The sequence below is a fragment of the Xenorhabdus bovienii genome, assembly GCF_024721015.1.
Lineage (GTDB): Bacteria > Pseudomonadota > Gammaproteobacteria > Enterobacterales > Enterobacteriaceae > Xenorhabdus > Xenorhabdus bovienii.
In genome coordinates, this window is record NZ_JANAIF010000073.1 from 1 (window position 1) to 17,181 (window position 17,181).

Below are 17,181 nucleotides of genomic sequence, written 5' to 3' on the forward strand. Positions count from 1 at the left end.
GCGAAAGAACTCACCACCCGGTTGACAGATAATTTCCAGACTTTAATTCCTGCATCTTCAAGTTAATTGCGTATAGAGATTTTTGGCGAAAACCTGTATGCCATTCACTCTATTGAATATCGTCAGCTTGAAGAGTATTTCTTTGTATTTGCGGTGCGGATTAAAGAGGTGTGGTTAGGCTGGGAAGAAGTCAAATTTTATGCCGCGTTATTCGATTTTCCGACCGTACCTGAAATTATCATTCCTGAAACACGGAGTGAATCTGTATTTATGAAAAACATTATTGAAACAGCAAAGCAGCAAAGCTGTTTTTCTTCATGGGATACAAAGACCAAACAATCCTGTTCAATGGAGGGCGTTGTCAGCCGTGATGCAGAGGCATATTCGGTGATTGATTTTCCACATCACGTTTTTAAATACGTGCGGAAAAATCATGTCAAAACCGATATTCACTGGAAACGTCACTGGCAAAGAGCGCCTCTCTATTTTGAATACCACTCAGGAGGAGATACAAAATGAGTTGGGTATTCAGTAAAAATAAATCGTGGGATAATTTATCAGCAACATACTCTTTTATTGCTGATATGCACGGAGTTCAGCAAGATCCCATTCATCATGCCGAAGGGGATCTTGCTATTCATACTCAAATGGTTTTGGCGGCATTGGTGCAATTGCCGGAATATCAAAAGTTGACGCCAGAAGAGCAGGAAATTCTCTGGACGGCGGCGCTATTGCATGATGTGGAAAAGCGCAGCACAACGCGGGTTGACTGGGATGGTCGGATTGTTTCCCCTGGCCATGCCCGCAAAGGTGAAATGACTGCCAGACAGATTCTGTTTCAGCAAATTCCCACACCGTTTGAAATTCGGGAACAGATCGCAGCCCTTGTGCGCTTTCATGGGTTGCCATTGTGGTTGATGGAAAGACCTGATCCCCAAAAGGCGCTATTGGCGGCTTCATTGCGTGTCGACACCCACTTGCTGGTTTTATTGGCAAAAGCGGATGTTCTGGGGCGAACATGTCATGATGCGCAAGAGTTACTAGAGCGTATCGAACTGTTTGAACTTTATTGTCGTGAGCAGAATTGCTGGCGTAATCCCCGGTCATTTCCTTCAGGAGAAGCCCGTTTCCATTATTTTTCTACAGAGAGCAAACAACCGGATTATCAACCTTACGATGACTATGGCAGTCAGGTGATTTTGTTGTGTGGATTGCCAGGTATGGGAAAAGATCATTTTATCCAGCAGTATTATGCAGGTATGCCTGTAATCAGCTTGGATGCTATTCGTCGGGAGAATCAGATAAGTCCTGAAGATAAAGACGCTAATGGCTGGGTTGTGCAGCAGGTAAAACAGCAGGCCAGAGAAAAGTTACGCAGTCAGCAGAGTTTTATTTGGAATGCCACTAACCTTACAGGACAAATACGTCAGCAGTTGATCAAGTTGTTTATCAGCTACAACGCTAGAGTCCGAATTGTTTACATTGAACAAGATTATAAGCGTTGGCGGCAACAGAACAGCAATCGTCAATATATTGTGCCAGATAAAGTCATGGATAGGATGCTTTGTAAGCTGGAAGTTCCAACGCCTGAAGAGGCACATGAAGTCTGTTATTTCATCGATTCTGTCATGCTAAATAACGTGAGCTCTGCTTAAGGAAAGGAACTAAAGTGCCTGAGGCACGATCAAAGTTTTTGTCAAAGAAAACAAAATCGTGGAGGCCCTCAGGCAATGATTACGTTTCCCTTTCATTCGCTAAGCCAGTTTTAGTTGACGCAGTGGCCTGAATTTTCCAGCCCTAATCCTAGCACGACTACGCCACACATAAACCCCGGTCAAATTGATATGCTCCCAACTTAGCGGAGACAGGAGGGGGTCTTCTACAGTCGGATAAGCGCAGCCTGTTACCAGACCGCACTTATCCGGCACAGCATCACTCTCAACGCAATGCCTTAAGAATATGATATGCAGCTTCCACGCGGACAGGATTTGGATAGTTCTTGTTAGCCAACATCACAATGCCAATCTTCTCCTCCGGGATGAAAGCAATATAAGCCCCAAAGCCGTCGGTACCGCCGGTCTTATGCACCCAGGATGCCGGTACGGCAGAGCGTGGCGGTATCAGTTCCTCAACCTTAAGCGGCTGCAAGGCGATGTCATTGCCGCTGTCGGCAATCACCCTCTGCGGATTGATAGGCCAGTTATGCATTTCCCATCCCAGCCCCTGAAACATGTTTCCCGCTCGGTAATAACGAGACTGGGCCGCGAGGATGGCCTTCTTTAATTTATCGTTATCGGCAGGCAAGCTGTCCGGAGCCATATTGGCCTGCATATATTTCACCATATCTTGCGTGGTAGATTTTACCCCGTAGGCTTCTGAACTCAACATGCCCGGTGTGACGCGCACCGGCTGGCCATTCTTATATCCCCACGCGTAATCTGACTGCATCGATTCCGGGACGGTTATAAAAGTATGCGTCAGTTTTAAAGGCAGGAAAACATACTTCGTCATATAGGTTTCAAATGTCAACTGGCTTTTATTCGCCGTCAGCGCACCGAATAAGCCAATGCTGGCATTGGAGTAATTACGCATCATCCCGGGTGCCCACAGTGGCTGCCATTGTTGGTAGTACTGCCACAATGACTTCTGGTCCGTGACCGAATCTGGGAGCTGAAGAGGAAGCCCCCCCGCAGTGTACGTCGCCAGATGCAACATTTTAACCCCCCGCCACTGACTGCCCGTTAGCTCAGAACTGTACGCCGTCACCGGATCATTAAGGTTTAGGGTATCGGTTTGCATGGCATATCCCCCGGCGATCCCGGTAAAGGTCTTGCTGACCGAGCCCAGTTCAAACAGGGTATTTTCCGTTATCGGGCGTCGAGTTTTTATATCCGCCACGCCATAGTTAAAAAATTGCGGCTTTCCGTCATAAATCACAGCGACAGCCATACCGGGAATATCCTGTTTTTCGAGCAGCGGTGTAAGCGTATTATTGACAATCTCTGCGACCTGTTGCGCCGTCAGTGTTTTTTGTGCTGAGGCATAAAACGAAGAGGTTCCGATTGTGGCAAAAACCAAAGTATTGATTACAAATTTTTTCATCATTGGGAAATCTTCCATAGGTTGATATATCCGACTGTTACTCTGTGACTGCTCCCCGCCCTATCGAGGGTTTACAGCGGATTTTGGTAAAAAGCCGAGTCTGAATTTACGTGATTTTTAAATAGCGGTTCTTAAGCAGAGCTGACGTTAAATAAATAGTCGCTGAATATTTCTGTAGAGAGAAGGCTGTAGAATATATCAGCCTTCCTGTCTTAGCTATTCCAATGAAAAAGGGTTACTTTTTCAGTAGCTGATAAAATGTTGGGTTATCATCACACTGCCCGCTACCACACTCCAGCACAGTAGAAACCAGATTGGCTGCGATCAAAAACGCAAACAGCCCCATGGCTATTTTGCCTAATGTGGGCGGTGTGTACCTTGATGAATCGGTGTTGCCTGCTTTCAGAGGCATAATGACAGCGATGGCAATAATGGTAAGAATAGATAAGACTGCGGCCCAAGTATAAAAATGTAAGCCTAAGAAGGTGGAGCCATATCCTGTATCTCCCGGCAGGATATGTAGAGAGACTTGACGCATAGCGATAAAACCGGTCACGAGACAGCCAAGCAAAGATAGACTGTAGTGAGCATTTTTAATACCGAAATAAATATTGAATAGAAAACCTAAGCCAATCATGATGATACCTGCACGTTGCAACAGACATAATGGGCAGGGAAGTTCAAAACGTGCCAATTGATAATAGAACGCGATTATCAAAACGACACTGATGCCGAATAGACCCAGGATATTCAAGACCATTGCAGGATTAAGACTGCGGGATGCTGACATTGTATTATTCATTATGGTCTCCGGTTAGAAAGAAAGGTTCAATGCATCAGTCGCATGATATTTAAACCAAAATACCGTGATGATTAATAATGCAAACCAAAGAATGTAAGTCAGTTTTTTCTTGCCGATAATAACCGTGGCAATGATAACTAACGCAATTAAGAAAGGTAAAAACATATACATGTTGAATCTCCATTATCACTTTAAAGCATATGTTATATCATTATGGCATTAATGCACCGATAATGTGATCAGTAATAATATTAGTTCAATAAAAGATCATTGATTAAGCAAAATTTATTTCATTAGAAATGATTGTAGGAAATGCCCTTTATTGCATGGGGAAAAATAAAATTGGTCAACAAATGGGCATAACTCCCCACAGAGTGGGGAGAATATTTGTTTATGTGAGATGTTAAAGAATATTATTGACGCTCAAGTATCGGTTTCAGAAACCGTGCCGTATGGGATTCTTCACATTGAGCCACTTCTTCTGGTGTTCCTGACACTAATATTTCACCGCCACCGTTGCCACCTTCAGGGCCAAGATCGACAATCCAGTCAGCGGTTTTGATAACATCCAGATTATGCTCAATCACCACGATAGTATTTCCCTGATCCCGTAATTGATGCAGGACAGACAGCAATTGCTGAATATCGGCGAAATGCAAGCCAGTTGTTGGTTCATCAAGAATATACAGCGTCTGGCCTGTACCACGTTTGGATAATTCGCGTGACAGCTTGACCCGTTGGGCTTCTCCACCTGAGAGCGTGGTAGCCGATTGCCCCAGACGAATATAGGAAAGACCGACATCCATCAAGGTTTGCAGTTTTCGGGCGAGAGCAGGAACCGCATCAAAAAACTCACGGGCTTCTTCAATGGTCATATTCAGCACTTCATTGATATTTTTGCCCTTATATTTGATTTCCAAGGTTTCGCGGTTATAGCGCTTACTCTTACAGTGATCGCAAGGCACATAAACATCGGGCAGGAAGTGCATTTCAACCTTAATCACGCCATCACCCTGACACGCTTCACAGCGCCCACCCTTGACGTTGAAACTGAAACGTCCCGGCGTATAGCCACGGGCGCGGGATTCAGGCACGCCAGAAAATAACTCCCTCACTGGCGTAAACACACCAGTATAAGTGGCAGGGTTGGAGCGGGGCGTTCTACCGATCGGACTTTGGTCGATATCGATAACCTTATCAAAATGCTCCAGCCCTTGAACATCAAGGTAAGGCGCTGGATTAATATTGGTCGCTCCATTTAACTGACGTTGCGCGATTGGGAATAGTGTATCGTTGATCAGAGTCGATTTTCCGGAACCTGAAACACCTGTAACACAAGTGAACAAGCCGACAGGCAGTTTTAATGTCACTTTTTTCAGGTTATTGCCCTTGGCGCCAATTAATTCCAGTATTTTGTCGGGATTGGCAGGAACACGCTGCTCAGGGATCGCAATTTTACATTTACCGCTCAGGAATTTCCCAGTGAGAGACTCCTTGTTAGTCATGATATCTTCAATAGTCCCTTCAGCAACAATTCTGCCGCCATGCACACCGGCTCCCGGCCCGATATCAATAACATGATCAGCCGCACGAATGGCATCTTCATCATGTTCAACCACGATGACGGTATTCCCCAAATTGCGCAGATGCAGCAAGGTTTCTAACAAACGTTCATTATCACGTTGATGCAGGCCAATAGATGGCTCATCCAGTACATACATGACGCCAACTAGACCCGCTCCAATCTGGCTGGCCAGCCGGATACGCTGTGCTTCACCGCCGGAAAGGGTTTCCGCTGACCGGGAAAGGGTTAGATAATTCAAGCCGACATTCACCAGAAATTTCAGGCGGTCTCGGATCTCTTTCAGGATTTTTTCAGCAATTTGGGCGCGCTGCCCACTCAGTTTGATATTTTGGAAAAACGCCATCGCATGACCGATACTGAACTCGGAGATTTGCGGCAGTGTGGTGCTTTCGATAAAGACATAACGCGCTTCTTTGCGCAGCCGGGTTCCGTCACAGGAGATGCAGGAACGGTTACTGATATATTTTGCCAGTTCTTCCCGCACTGCGGTGGATTCTGTCTCTTTATAGCGGCGCTCCATATTATGCAATACACCTTCAAACGGATGATGGCGAACCGTGGTATCGCCCCGATCATTGGTGTATTTGAACTCGATGGATTCTTTGTCTGAACCGTATAAAACTGTTTTTCTGATGGCTGGGTCTAAGTCATTGAATGGAACTTCGATATCAAATTTATAGTGGTCTGACAATGACTTAAGTATCTGGAAGTAATAGAAATTACGGCGATCCCAACCTCGGATCGCACCACCCGCGAGAGAAATATCGCCATTCTGGATAACTCGCTCAGGATCGAAAAATTGCTGAACGCCCAAACCGTCACAAGTAGGGCAGGCGCCCGCGGGATTGTTGAAGGAAAACAGGCGCGGCTCCAGTTCGCTCATACTGTAACCACAGATGGAACAGGCAAAATTAGCGGAGAAGATTAACTCCTCAGCCTGCTCGTCATCCATATTGGCAATAACAGCCGTTCCGCCGGAAAGTTCTAACGCGGTTTCGAATGATTCCGCCAGTCGTTGAGCCAGATCGGCACGGACTTTGAAACGATCGACGACCACTTCAATAGTGTGTTTTTTTTGTAATTCAAGTTTTGGTGGGTCAGACAGGTCACACACTTCTCCATCAATACGGGCGCGGATGTAACCTTGTGCGGCGAGGTTATCCAGCAGCTTGGTGTGCTCCCCTTTGCGTTCTTTGACGACAGGAGCCAGCAGCATCAGACGCTGGCCTTCCGGTAATACCAGCACATTATCTACCATTTGGCTGATAGTTTGGGCAGCCAGCGGAATATCATGATCGGGGCAACGGGGTTCACCCACGCGTGCAAACAGCAGGCGGAGATAATCGTGAATTTCGGTAATCGTCCCGACAGTTGAACGCGGGTTATGGGAAGTCGATTTCTGTTCAATGGAAATAGCGGGAGAGAGGCCTTCGATATGATCAACATCCGGTTTTTCCATTAGAGACAAAAACTGGCGGGCATAGGCAGAGAGTGATTCCACATAACGACGTTGACCTTCTGCATATAATGTATCGAAAGCCAGGGACGACTTACCGGAGCCAGATAGCCCTGTAATGACTATCAGTTTGTCACGGGGAATTATCAGATTGATATTCTTGAGATTATGGGTGCGGGCGCCCCGAACTTCGATGTTATCCATGTACGACTTCCCAGATAATTGATAGTGTGTAACAAATAAACGCGTTATTATTGCACAAATATTGCTGAATGGATATACAGTATTAGATGGATATACATGCTGCAACCATTACAGTGTAAAGTACGATAAACTTCGCAAAGTATAATATAACGGGTCTATGTTTAAACTTAGTCCTCGCATGGTAAACTACTTTGCTTATAATTAGAGAAATCCATTTTTAGCAAAATTCATTTCATCAGGAGTATTCCCAATGGCCAGCAGAGGCGTAAACAAAGTTATTTTAGTGGGTAATTTGGGGCAGGACCCGGAAGTTCGCTATATGCCGAATGGCGGTGCAGTCGCCAACATTACTCTAGCAACGTCTGAGAGCTGGCGTGACAAGCAAACCGGTGAGATGAGAGAGAAAACCGAGTGGCACCGCGTGGTGATCTTCGGCAAACTGGCAGAGGTCGCTGGTGAATATCTGCGCAAAGGCTCTCAGGTTTATATCGAAGGCTCTTTGCAGACTCGCAAATGGCAGGATCAGGGCGGTCAAGAACGTTACACTACTGAAGTTGTGGTAAATATTGGTGGCTCAATGCAGATGCTGGGCGGTCGCGGCGGCGCGTCACAAGATGCTCCAGCGCAAGGCGGTAATTGGGGGCAGCCTCAGCAGCCACAGGCTTCTCAGCAATTCAGTGGTGGTGGTCAACCATCTCCATCTCCATCTCGTCCGGCACAGTCTCCAGCTCCACAGAGCAACGAGCCGCCAATGGACTTTGATGATGATATTCCTTTTTGACGGATATGTATAAATTAAAAGTGTAAAAATAAGCGTTTTTAATGGTTGAATTAATTCATAACCCAGCAAATATGCTGGGTTTTTTTATTCTTAACTGAATACCCCCTCCGGCGTAAAGATGGTGTCATGTGGATGGTGACTGAAACTTCCCATAATAAATTATTGCCCTCGGTGAGAACCCGAGTGATAGATCGCTCAGTGATTAAGCTCATTCGTTGATCTGTCGAGCTGCTTCTTTCTTAAATTCATGAGTAAATCGTGGTGATCAAAATATAGGTATTGATTGTCAACGGATTCCATGGGTTCAGGAGAAAAAAATAAATATTTGCAATAGGTAAGTTATAAGGTGTGGCCTATCTGCGTATCATGATCTAATAATGACTACAATAGAAGATGCCGATTTAGATAATAGTTTATGCTTTACAAAATACCTTAAATTATTCTTAAAAATAAATATACTGATAATTTTGTATTTGTCTGAGTTAAATGTAATATGACTAATAAATAATATATGAGTGATTATCATGAAAATTATATCTGGATGGATTGTTTTTTAATTATATATTAAAATTTTTTATTATGATAATTATGTAACTATCTCATTATGAATTTAAATAGTGGGATTGTCTTAGTGTGCATACTTAGATTTTCATTGCATGCTATGAGTGAACATTAATCATAGCGATTAGTATCATGAATTTATTTTTTATTGGGATAGCTAATACGCTTTATTCTTAAAAAAGGACGAAATATAGCATGTCAGTTAATATTGCGAAAACTTTAGTTAAATTGCTTGAGGATTGTGAGGTTAAAGCGGCATTTGGGGTTTCCGGGGGGTTTATTGCACCTATATGGCAGGCATTAACGGAATCAGAAAAAATAAAAATATTTCACTGTAGGCATGAGTCGGGAGGCGCTTTTTCTGCATCTGAATTCAGTTTGTGTCAGCAGGTTCCAGCCGTAGCTTTTGCCACAGCGGGGCCGGGAATAAGTAATGCATTAACTGGGTTAAGAGCAGCAAAGTTAGATGGTGCAAAGGTCATTTTCATCTCATCAATCACGTCTGTTACCCCTTCAGGGAAGTGGAACTTGCAGGAGACTACAGTACAAGATATAGATGGACTGTGTCTCCCGGATGGACACGGTTATTTTGATGAAATCATTATCATAAACCAAAAGGATGATTACTTTGACGTCGAGAAAAAATTAAGGAAAGGGTTAAATAAGAAAGACGGTTACGTGGTTGGTATATTTTTGACAGCAAAAGTGCAGCAAGAAATCATCAATTATGAAAATGATGAGGTGCTTTCCTTATCTCATGACGATTTAGACGAAAATGCGAAACGCCATTCACAGGAAATAGCCGATTTGCTCGTCAATGAAAATGCTGTTTTTTGGGCAGGATTTGGTGCTCGGCATGCTTCTGCGTTGTTGACACAGATTGCTGTAAAAACAAATTCACGGGTCATATCTACTCCGCGGGGGAAAGGGATCTTTAATGAAAAACATAGCCTTTATGCCGGAACCAGCGGTTTAGGATCGGATACAGAAAGTATTTATAAAACATTACATTGTCCGTTATTGTCAGCTGTTATCATCATGGGAAGCAGATTGGGTGAGCTGAGTTCATCCTATGCCCAAAATAACCTTGAGAAGGTTAAAGTTTATTATATAGGTCTAAATGCACAGGAAATTAAAGGGAATCTGCCCCCGCATACTGTTCTCATTGACAGCGATATTGAAACATTTCTCACTTCTATTGATGCCTGCATGGCTGAGAAAGTAATACCTCCCAGTCATATTAAGGCCATCTCAGCGCCGCATGACAGTCATAAATGCTATTCAGATGCCGCAAAAGATGTGATCCATCCGCTTGATGTGATGAGTGTGGTTCAGGAAATAGCTATCGATATGTTCGATTGTTATGTTGCTTCAGAAGCGGGAAATTCCTTTGTCTGGACTAATCGCTACCTGAAGTTTTCGAATCCATTGAGATATCGTATAAGTACAGCCTATGGTGCTATGGGGCACTATGCTTGCGGGTTGGTAGGGCTTGCTGCATCAAAAGAACGCTGTGCAATCGGTATCATAGGTGACGGCTCAATCCTGATGTCGAATGAAGTAAGCACGGCAGTCAGATTCGGATTACCTGCTATCTGGCTTGTGATGAATGATGCCGGTTACAATATGTGTAGGCAGGGGCAGGAGCTATTGGGTTATCCGCCACTTGACTGCAGTATACCTCAAGTTGACTTCGCTTTATTTGGACAGTCTATTGGAGCGACAGGTTATAACGTAAGGAATAAAAAAGAATTACGTGAAGCCCTTATTCATGCAATTGAAGAAAAGAAACCTGCCGTAATTAATGCATTTATTGATAAATATGAGATCCCTCCTCTCGGTGATAGAGTTGAAACTTTCAGGAAATTAAAGGAGGAGTTGGATGCGAAATAACGTCTCAATTATTTCGGCGGCAGGTATCCTGCCACCGGAAAAAATTATTATTCACCCAGAGGATAATATACGTAATGAATTCAGCGCACCCGGTGAACAGCAGTTATCTCGATCACGTACTTTATGGCGTTTAGAGCATAAAAAAGATTTAATTGAATTAATGAAAGTAAGTTTGTTAGCAGCAGTAAAACAGGTACAGATGGATATTTCAGATATTGATTATCTGATTCTTAGCCAGGTATGGTCTGATAACATTTTGGGCGATGAGGCCGGACGACTGGCCAGAGAACTAAAGCTATCTTGCCCGGTGGTGTCAATCAATGTCGGAACAAGTGGTGGTGCAACTGGACTGGAAATCGCCACTGCTATGTTTGCTAACTCTGAATTTCATAACATTGCTGTTATTGCTGGGTGTAATTATTCGCATTGGTTCTCAATGAGCGATCCCGCGAGAACTTTGTTAAGCGATGGTGCTGCATGCTTAGTACTTAGCCGAAAACAAGGTATGACAGTGGCTGGTTGCCATACTTTGAGTACTGCACATTACGATGTATTGCAATTTAATGAAGTACCTGAACGTTATGTCTACTATAAACCGAAGGGGGGTGAATATATATTTAATAATATGAAGGAGACGATTTACCAGTGCTGCAATAAAGTGTGTCAATCAAACGGAATTAGTCTAAATGAGGTCAGCGCTTTTTACGTCTATGACCCGAGCGATTGGGTTGCCAGTGCAGCTGCAGAAGCGTTGGGCGTAGGGAAAGATAAAATTATCTCTATTTTTCACAAATATGGAAGCTTGGGGCCAGCGCAGAGCTTTTTCGGTTTTATGGAAATGCAGGATAATAAAAATTTGACTGACTCTGACTGGGTAATTGTTATGGGAATGGGGCCTTCGACCACTGCGACTGCTGTTCTATTTCGATGGCAGCACATTTCTTGCAATGTATATTGTTATGATCATAAGACACAGCTAAGTAATCCAATGTTACCTAGTAGTGTAACTCAAAATATTTAATCGCTTCAGGCCAAACTGATCATACCTAAGGTTTCTTATAACTTAATCCCTGCCGATGAAGCTATTCAGTATAAATCAGGTATTTCCAATGACTACGATTATAAATAGGAGCAATGATGACAAGAGTGGCGATTGCATCGTTAGGAATTTGGCATCCTCCAACTTCGGTTGATAATAATTGGTTTATAGAACACTATGCCGCCCAAGGCATTGATATGAGTGGTTTGCTGAATGCGCTTGGCCATAAAAATCGTTACCTGATCCGTGATTCATCTGATACAACACTCACGATGTCAGTTGCGGCATCTAATGATGCTATTCAGCGGCTGGGATGTCAGGCTAAGGATCTAGACTTCATCGTGTTTGCTTCACAAACGCCAGAATATCTCATTCCTTCAACGGCGCTCAAAATACATCATGCTATTGGAGGCGGAGAAAGGACTCTGGCATTTGACATGAATGCCAATTGTGCGGGGTTATTAGTTGCGGTAGAAGTGGTTTCCAGGGCGATGATGGCAAATCCGTCATGCCAGCTTGCATTGGTTGTAGGCAGCGATTATCTTGGGGCTCACAGCAGTAATGCACCCGTCTATCACTCATGTTTTTCAGAGTCTGCTGTAGCGGTAATTCTTCATAAAACTGAACAGGGCAATGGTTTTATAGACTCAGAATTTCGTATACAAACCTCAGTAATCGATAATTCACTTTTCCCTGCATGTGGATTATCAAATATTCACCGGCATGATGTTTCCGCACAAGTCAAATTCACCCCCTTTGATGATGATATTTGTATTACCGCCGCATCCGAATCTATCCAATTGTTACTTTCACGACATAATTTAGTTCCTGCTGATATTAAGGGATTTATGTTTTCACAATTTTCTGTAAGTAACATTCGACGACTCTGTGAAGAACTTGGTGTGGATCAGGATAAGGCATTATTTATTGGTGATGAGTATGGTTACACTGCGACCAATAGTCCATTTGTTGCACTTTATGAAACGTTGGAAAGAAAAAAAATTGTCCGTGGTGATTTCCTGATTTTCTGGACGATTGGTGCTGGTTGGCAAAGTATCGCTGTATTAATGCAATATTAAATGATGTTATTAGCTAACGCCCCGCTAAATTGCGAGGCGTTTTGTCTTAACTTGCAGTAATCCATCAATTATCAGCACAACAGCCCTTCAATACCTCAGCATGATATGCGATATGCTCACCGATAAAACTGGCGACAAAGTAGTAGCTATGATCATAACCCGTGCGCAGATTCAGTGTATAAGGCTGCCCGGCCTTTTCGCATACTTCTTTCAGCAATTCAGGGCGTAACTGTTCTGCAAGAAACGGATCATCAATACCGATATCAATCAACAAATGTAAGGGCTTAGCGCTATTAGCAATCAGCTCGATGGTATCATAGGCTTTCCATGTGTCACGATCATCACCCAGATAAGCACGAAAAGCTTTTTCTCCCCAAGGAACTTGAGAGGGGGCAACAATGGGCGAGAATGCCGATACACTGTGATAACGATCCGGATTGCGTAGCGCGATTGTCAGTGCGCCATGACCCCCCATAGAGTGGCCGCTAATAGCGCGATTCTCTGTTACTGGAAAATGTGTTTCGATCAAGGCCGGTAACTCTGATACCACATACTCGTACATGCGATAGTGCGGCACCCAAGGCTCTTGTGTTGCATTGAGGTAAAAACCAGCGCCCTGACCCAAATCATAAGCATCATTATCCGCAACGTTCTCACCACGAGGGCTGGTATCTGGAGCGACAAAGATAATACCCTGTTCGGCAGCATAGCGTTGAGCGCCCGCTTTAGTGATGAAATTTTGTTCATTGCATGTTAGGCCTGAGAGCCAGTACAGCACCGGTAATTTCTGATGTTCAGCTTGAGGAGGAAGATAGACAGCAAAATTCATGGTACAGCCAAGCACGGCTGAATCGTGCTGATAAACATCCTGCCATCCCCCAAAACAAGCGCGGCGTTCAATCCTCTCCATTTTTTCCTCTCTGTAAAACATACAGGTTCACTCCTTTCACAGCCCGGTTTTTAACTTCTGCAACACGGCTTAGTAATGAATGACGGTGCGTATGGATTTTCCCTCATGCATCAGATCGAAGGCTTCATTGATGCGTTCGAGCGGCAAGGTGTGGGTCACAAAAGGTTTTAACTCAATTTCACCTTTCATCGCCTCTTCCACCATTTTAGGCAACTGACTGCGGCCTTTCACTCCGCCAAAGGCCGTACCGCGCCATGAACGGCCGGTGACCAGTTGGAATGGTCGGGTGGAAATTTCCTGTCCGGCACCGGCTACACCAATAATCACTGATTGCCCCCAGCCCCGGTGAGCACTTTCGAGCGCGGCACGCATGACATTGACGTTACCAATACACTCGAAGGTATGATCCACTCCCCATTCTGTCATCTCGATAATGACCTGCTGAATAGGCTTGTCGTAATCATTCGGGTTCAGGCAGTCGGTTGCACCGAACTGTTTAGCCAGTTCAAATTTTGCTGAATTGGTATCGATGGCAAATATTCTGCCCGCTTTTGCCTGACGAGCGCCTTGGATCACGGCGAGGCCAATACCGCCGAGTCCAAAAACAGCAACTGAATCACCGGATTGCACTTTCGCGGTATTGTGCACAGCGCCAATGCCGGTAGTGACACCGCAACCCAGCAGACACACTTCTTCGTGGTTGGCTTCTGGATTGATTTTTGCCAGTGATACTTCGGCGACAACGGTGTATTCGCTGAATGTTGAGCATCCCATATAGTGATAAATAGGCTGCCCGTTGTAAGAAAAGCGGGTTGTGCCATCGGGCATGACACCTTTTCCTTGAGTTGCCCGTACGGCGACACACAGGTTGGTTTTTCCGGATTTGCAGAACAGGCATTCTCCGCATTCTGCGGTATAAAGAGGGATAACATGATCACCGGGTTTGACGCTGGTGACGCCTTCACCCACCTCAACGACTACGCCTGCGCCTTCATGCCCGAGTATGGTGGGAAATACGCCTTCCGGATCATCCCCTGACAGGGTGAAGGCATCTGTATGACACACACCGGTATGGCTGATTTTAACCAGAACTTCTCCGGCCTGAGGCGGTGCTACATCAATTTCAACAATTTCAAGGGGCTGGCCCGGCCCGAATGCAACAGCGGCTCGTGATTTCATAAACTCTCCTTTTGAATAGGCAGTGTTATACGTTCGCGGATATGGATTAATAAAGCTAATTGGGGTATCAGCGAAGATAAGTTCGGATCAGAGAAACGGCATCTTCGATCGAGGCTTTCTGTGCTTCTGGTGTTTGCTCGGTATTTGTCAGCTCTTCACGTAAATGGCTTTCAAGGACACCAGCCATTAGTCCATTGACGGCACCACGAATAGCGGCAATTTGCTGTAACACAGGGCCGCAGTCAGCCTGTTGTTGAAGGGCGGATTCTAGGGCTTCAATCTGGCCTTTGATTTTCCTGACCCGAGTGAGAACACGTTTTTTCTCTTCTGGCGAGTGGGGCATAAACAAGCATCTCCTAGATAGTGGGGGGGAGTATAGTTGGATGCTGGGGGGATGTATATGGCTTGTTGTGATAGATGGAGTTAGATCGCACTATTGGAATTACTTCCATTATAGGATTGGAAATTCATTTGCATTATTTATAAGACAAAGTTTCTGTCTCCTAATAAAGCAACTTATTTGGGACTTTATTAGGGTTTTATGCCCTCAAAGTCCAAAATATGGGACTTTATGGATAAACATGAAAAATGGCATTTGATGGATTATCTCATGCTAAAACAGTGGATTGGTTAAAAATTCCATAGAAGATTAGATTGATTTGCAATGAATACTAAAGACATGCCCTGAAATACACAGGGCATCGTTAATTTATTATGATTTGAGGCGCAGTTTTATATGTCAGGCAGTAAAGCCATAAAATAACGCTTGAATACTGCACTGTACTTGGCTATTCCCTATGGCTTTCTCACAAGAATGCGCTGAATTCCTCTGCATTCGGCAGCTTTATAGAGTGTTTAAATCCTGATAATTTCACTTCCTGACGTGAAAGTTTTATATCTGATGATTGCATCACTGCGTTGCCGAAATTGTAAACAACCGATTCTTCACCACGACAAATTGCTCGATCCTGATCTTCACTTATACGTTTAACAATTTGATTACGCTGATGATATGTGTAGACCGCGGAGCTACCGTGTTTTTTGTTCAGCATCTGCATGGTTTGCTGTGGAGATAAAATAACTGCACTGGCGTTATTGCCACCGAATCCTTTGGTATTGATGATTGTGGCACGCATCTCCTCACCGTGCTCGCCTGCAAACTTATTCTGCATCAAGATATTCAGATTTGTTGCATGTACATCCTCGGCAATGTGATCGATGGTTTTAATACCAGGGATCCATCCGTACTGCCAAACCCCCAATGTACAGGCTAATTGATCGCCCGCAGAGGCGGCAATGGAATGTCCTACATACGATTTTATGGCGGTGACATCCCAGCAATTGAGTCCAAAAACTTTGGCAACTTCATTAATGATATGACTTTCAGTGACTCTGTTCTGTGGTGTTCCAGTACCATGCGCCTGAACGTAAGAATACTGCAATTTACCATCCAGCAGATGGTCAGCGAGGGAAGCTGCTTTCATCATGGTAATGTAGTTACCAATTCCGGGTGAGGATATTGATTTTTTATTGGCATCCGCATTAACGAAAACATCAGGCACAGCGCCAAGGATGTTGGCGCCACACTGTAAAGCAAGATCGTCACTCATGAGTAATACGAATTGCGCAGATTCGGCAATGGTAAATCCAACATTAGTTGAAAATGGTCGGGTAGCACGGCGGTTGTTAACGATATCGGTTCCATCCAGTTTACATAGTTGATGGTCTTCTGCGAGAGCGCCCATAACTCGAAACCCTTCGATAATTTCAGGGACGATAGCTGCTTCAGAGCATCCGACTAAACTGATCTTTGCCTTACCTTGTTTGATATCATTGACGCCTTGTTTGAGGTTATACAGAAAGCTTGCACAGGCACCTAGATTAGCTGATGTGTTGCCGATGCTGTTGATAATGTAGCTATTAATAAAATTTGCCGGCATGTCAGCAAGGGAAAGCGCTAGCATTTTGGAACTAATGCGTGTGCCATTCTGTGGGTTGCCGATTAAGCCTGCCAATGAAAATCGGTCTATCTGACCCAGAGCGCTACTGGCATAAACAGAAATTTGATCGGGTTCCACCAATTTGGCGATATCTGGCCATGAAATGCCAATTGAACTGAGTAAATCCGAGGCTCCATAGACTGTCAGACGTAAACCGCGCGGATGATGGTTTGCATTATATAAATCACCAACTTCAAATCCTTCCGGCAACTGACCCGCACTGGTTACAGAAGATACTTTTTGCGTGTCGAAGTGCGTTATTTTTCTGATCAGTGTGCCGTTTTTGGCACTCTCGATATGGGCGCCTGTAACCGATGCTGTATTTTTAACAATGCCCATTCGATGACATAAATCGAGCCATGTATCTTGCATGATCTCGTCGCTGAGACTGTCTGACACGATGCGTTTATAGCTGTGGAATCCAGAACTTCTTCCGGCCGCATTGATACCACCCAAACCAACAATTACGGGTAAATTACTCATTACGAACTCCGAAAAGATTTTTCTTGAAGTCTAGATGGTGTCGTCATGAGAAATTTCGTGCAATAATAATGCCCCACCATTCCATCATAAGAGTTGATTAACCATGA

13 protein-coding genes and 1 pseudogene are annotated in these 17,181 nt (G+C 44.3%); 6 read left to right on the forward strand and 8 right to left on the reverse strand.

Annotated elements, in window-relative coordinates:
• Window positions 1–72: 72 nt before the first annotated feature.
• A pseudogene (locus tag NXS07_RS15670) lies at window positions 73–519 on the forward strand (RNA ligase family protein); the annotation flags it as partial.
• Window positions 516–1,655 (forward strand): AAA family ATPase, encoded by a 1,140-nt coding sequence (locus NXS07_RS15675; protein ID WP_038222596.1) that lies wholly within the window; start codon window positions 516–518, stop codon window positions 1,653–1,655. The pseudogene NXS07_RS15670 and the gene NXS07_RS15675, both read left to right, overlap by 4 nt.
• Window positions 1,656–1,938: 283 nt before the next feature.
• Here the strand turns inward: NXS07_RS15675 and ampC are convergent, their stop codons facing one another.
• The 4 genes from ampC to uvrA form a co-directional block, all read right to left on the reverse strand.
• Complete coding sequence (gene ampC / locus NXS07_RS15680; RefSeq protein ID WP_258087112.1) at window positions 1,939–3,105, reverse strand: class C beta-lactamase; 1,167 nt, start codon at window positions 3,103–3,105, stop codon at window positions 1,939–1,941.
• A 232-nt stretch (window positions 3,106–3,337) separates the two neighbouring features.
• Window positions 3,338–3,904: a disulfide bond formation protein B gene (locus tag NXS07_RS15685; protein WP_038187321.1), complete on the reverse strand. Its 567-nt coding sequence runs from the start codon at window positions 3,902–3,904 to the stop codon at window positions 3,338–3,340.
• A gap of 12 nt (window positions 3,905–3,916) precedes the next feature.
• The gene (locus tag NXS07_RS15690; protein ID WP_172664691.1) at window positions 3,917–4,075 is read right to left on the reverse strand and encodes a DUF5993 family protein; all 159 of its coding nucleotides are present in this window, start codon (window positions 4,073–4,075) and stop codon (window positions 3,917–3,919) included.
• Between the two features lie 242 nt (window positions 4,076–4,317).
• Window positions 4,318–7,149, reverse strand: a complete 2,832-nt coding sequence (uvrA, locus tag NXS07_RS15695; protein ID WP_258087113.1) for an excinuclease ABC subunit UvrA — start codon at window positions 7,147–7,149, stop codon at window positions 4,318–4,320.
• Between the two features lie 250 nt (window positions 7,150–7,399).
• Here uvrA and NXS07_RS15700 point away from each other — a divergent pair, with 250 nt between their 5' ends.
• From NXS07_RS15700 to NXS07_RS15715, 4 genes are all read left to right on the forward strand, one after another.
• Window positions 7,400–7,930, forward strand: a complete 531-nt coding sequence (locus NXS07_RS15700) for a single-stranded DNA-binding protein (protein ID WP_038193273.1) — start codon at window positions 7,400–7,402, stop codon at window positions 7,928–7,930.
• A gap of 756 nt (window positions 7,931–8,686) precedes the next feature.
• Entirely contained in the window at window positions 8,687–10,384 is a 1,698-nt protein-coding gene (locus NXS07_RS15705) for a thiamine pyrophosphate-binding protein (RefSeq protein WP_238125948.1), read from the forward strand.
• Complete coding sequence (locus NXS07_RS15710; protein ID WP_258087114.1) at window positions 10,374–11,405, forward strand: 3-oxoacyl-[acyl-carrier-protein] synthase III C-terminal domain-containing protein; 1,032 nt, start codon at window positions 10,374–10,376, stop codon at window positions 11,403–11,405. The genes NXS07_RS15705 and NXS07_RS15710 overlap by 11 nt, the downstream gene beginning before the upstream one ends.
• A gap of 116 nt (window positions 11,406–11,521) precedes the next feature.
• Window positions 11,522–12,502, forward strand: a complete 981-nt coding sequence (locus NXS07_RS15715) for a 3-oxoacyl-[acyl-carrier-protein] synthase III C-terminal domain-containing protein (RefSeq protein WP_258087115.1) — start codon at window positions 11,522–11,524, stop codon at window positions 12,500–12,502.
• 64 nt (window positions 12,503–12,566) lie between these two features.
• On the opposite strand, the gene fghA is transcribed toward NXS07_RS15715, so the two are convergent.
• From fghA to NXS07_RS15735, 4 genes are all read right to left on the reverse strand, one after another.
• Window positions 12,567–13,412 (reverse strand): S-formylglutathione hydrolase, encoded by an 846-nt coding sequence (fghA, locus tag NXS07_RS15720; RefSeq protein WP_258087117.1) that lies wholly within the window; start codon window positions 13,410–13,412, stop codon window positions 12,567–12,569.
• A 69-nt stretch (window positions 13,413–13,481) separates the two neighbouring features.
• On the reverse strand, window positions 13,482–14,591 hold the full coding sequence (locus NXS07_RS15725) for an S-(hydroxymethyl)glutathione dehydrogenase/class III alcohol dehydrogenase (protein ID WP_038203632.1): 1,110 nt from the start codon (window positions 14,589–14,591) through the stop codon (window positions 13,482–13,484).
• A 67-nt stretch (window positions 14,592–14,658) separates the two neighbouring features.
• The gene (gene frmR, locus NXS07_RS15730) at window positions 14,659–14,934 is read right to left on the reverse strand and encodes a formaldehyde-responsive transcriptional repressor FrmR (RefSeq protein ID WP_038187301.1); all 276 of its coding nucleotides are present in this window, start codon (window positions 14,932–14,934) and stop codon (window positions 14,659–14,661) included.
• 463 nt (window positions 14,935–15,397) lie between these two features.
• A complete protein-coding gene (locus tag NXS07_RS15735) occupies window positions 15,398–17,074 on the reverse strand; it encodes a beta-ketoacyl synthase (protein WP_258087116.1) in 1,677 nt (558 codons plus the stop codon).
• Window positions 17,075–17,181 lie beyond the last annotated feature (107 nt).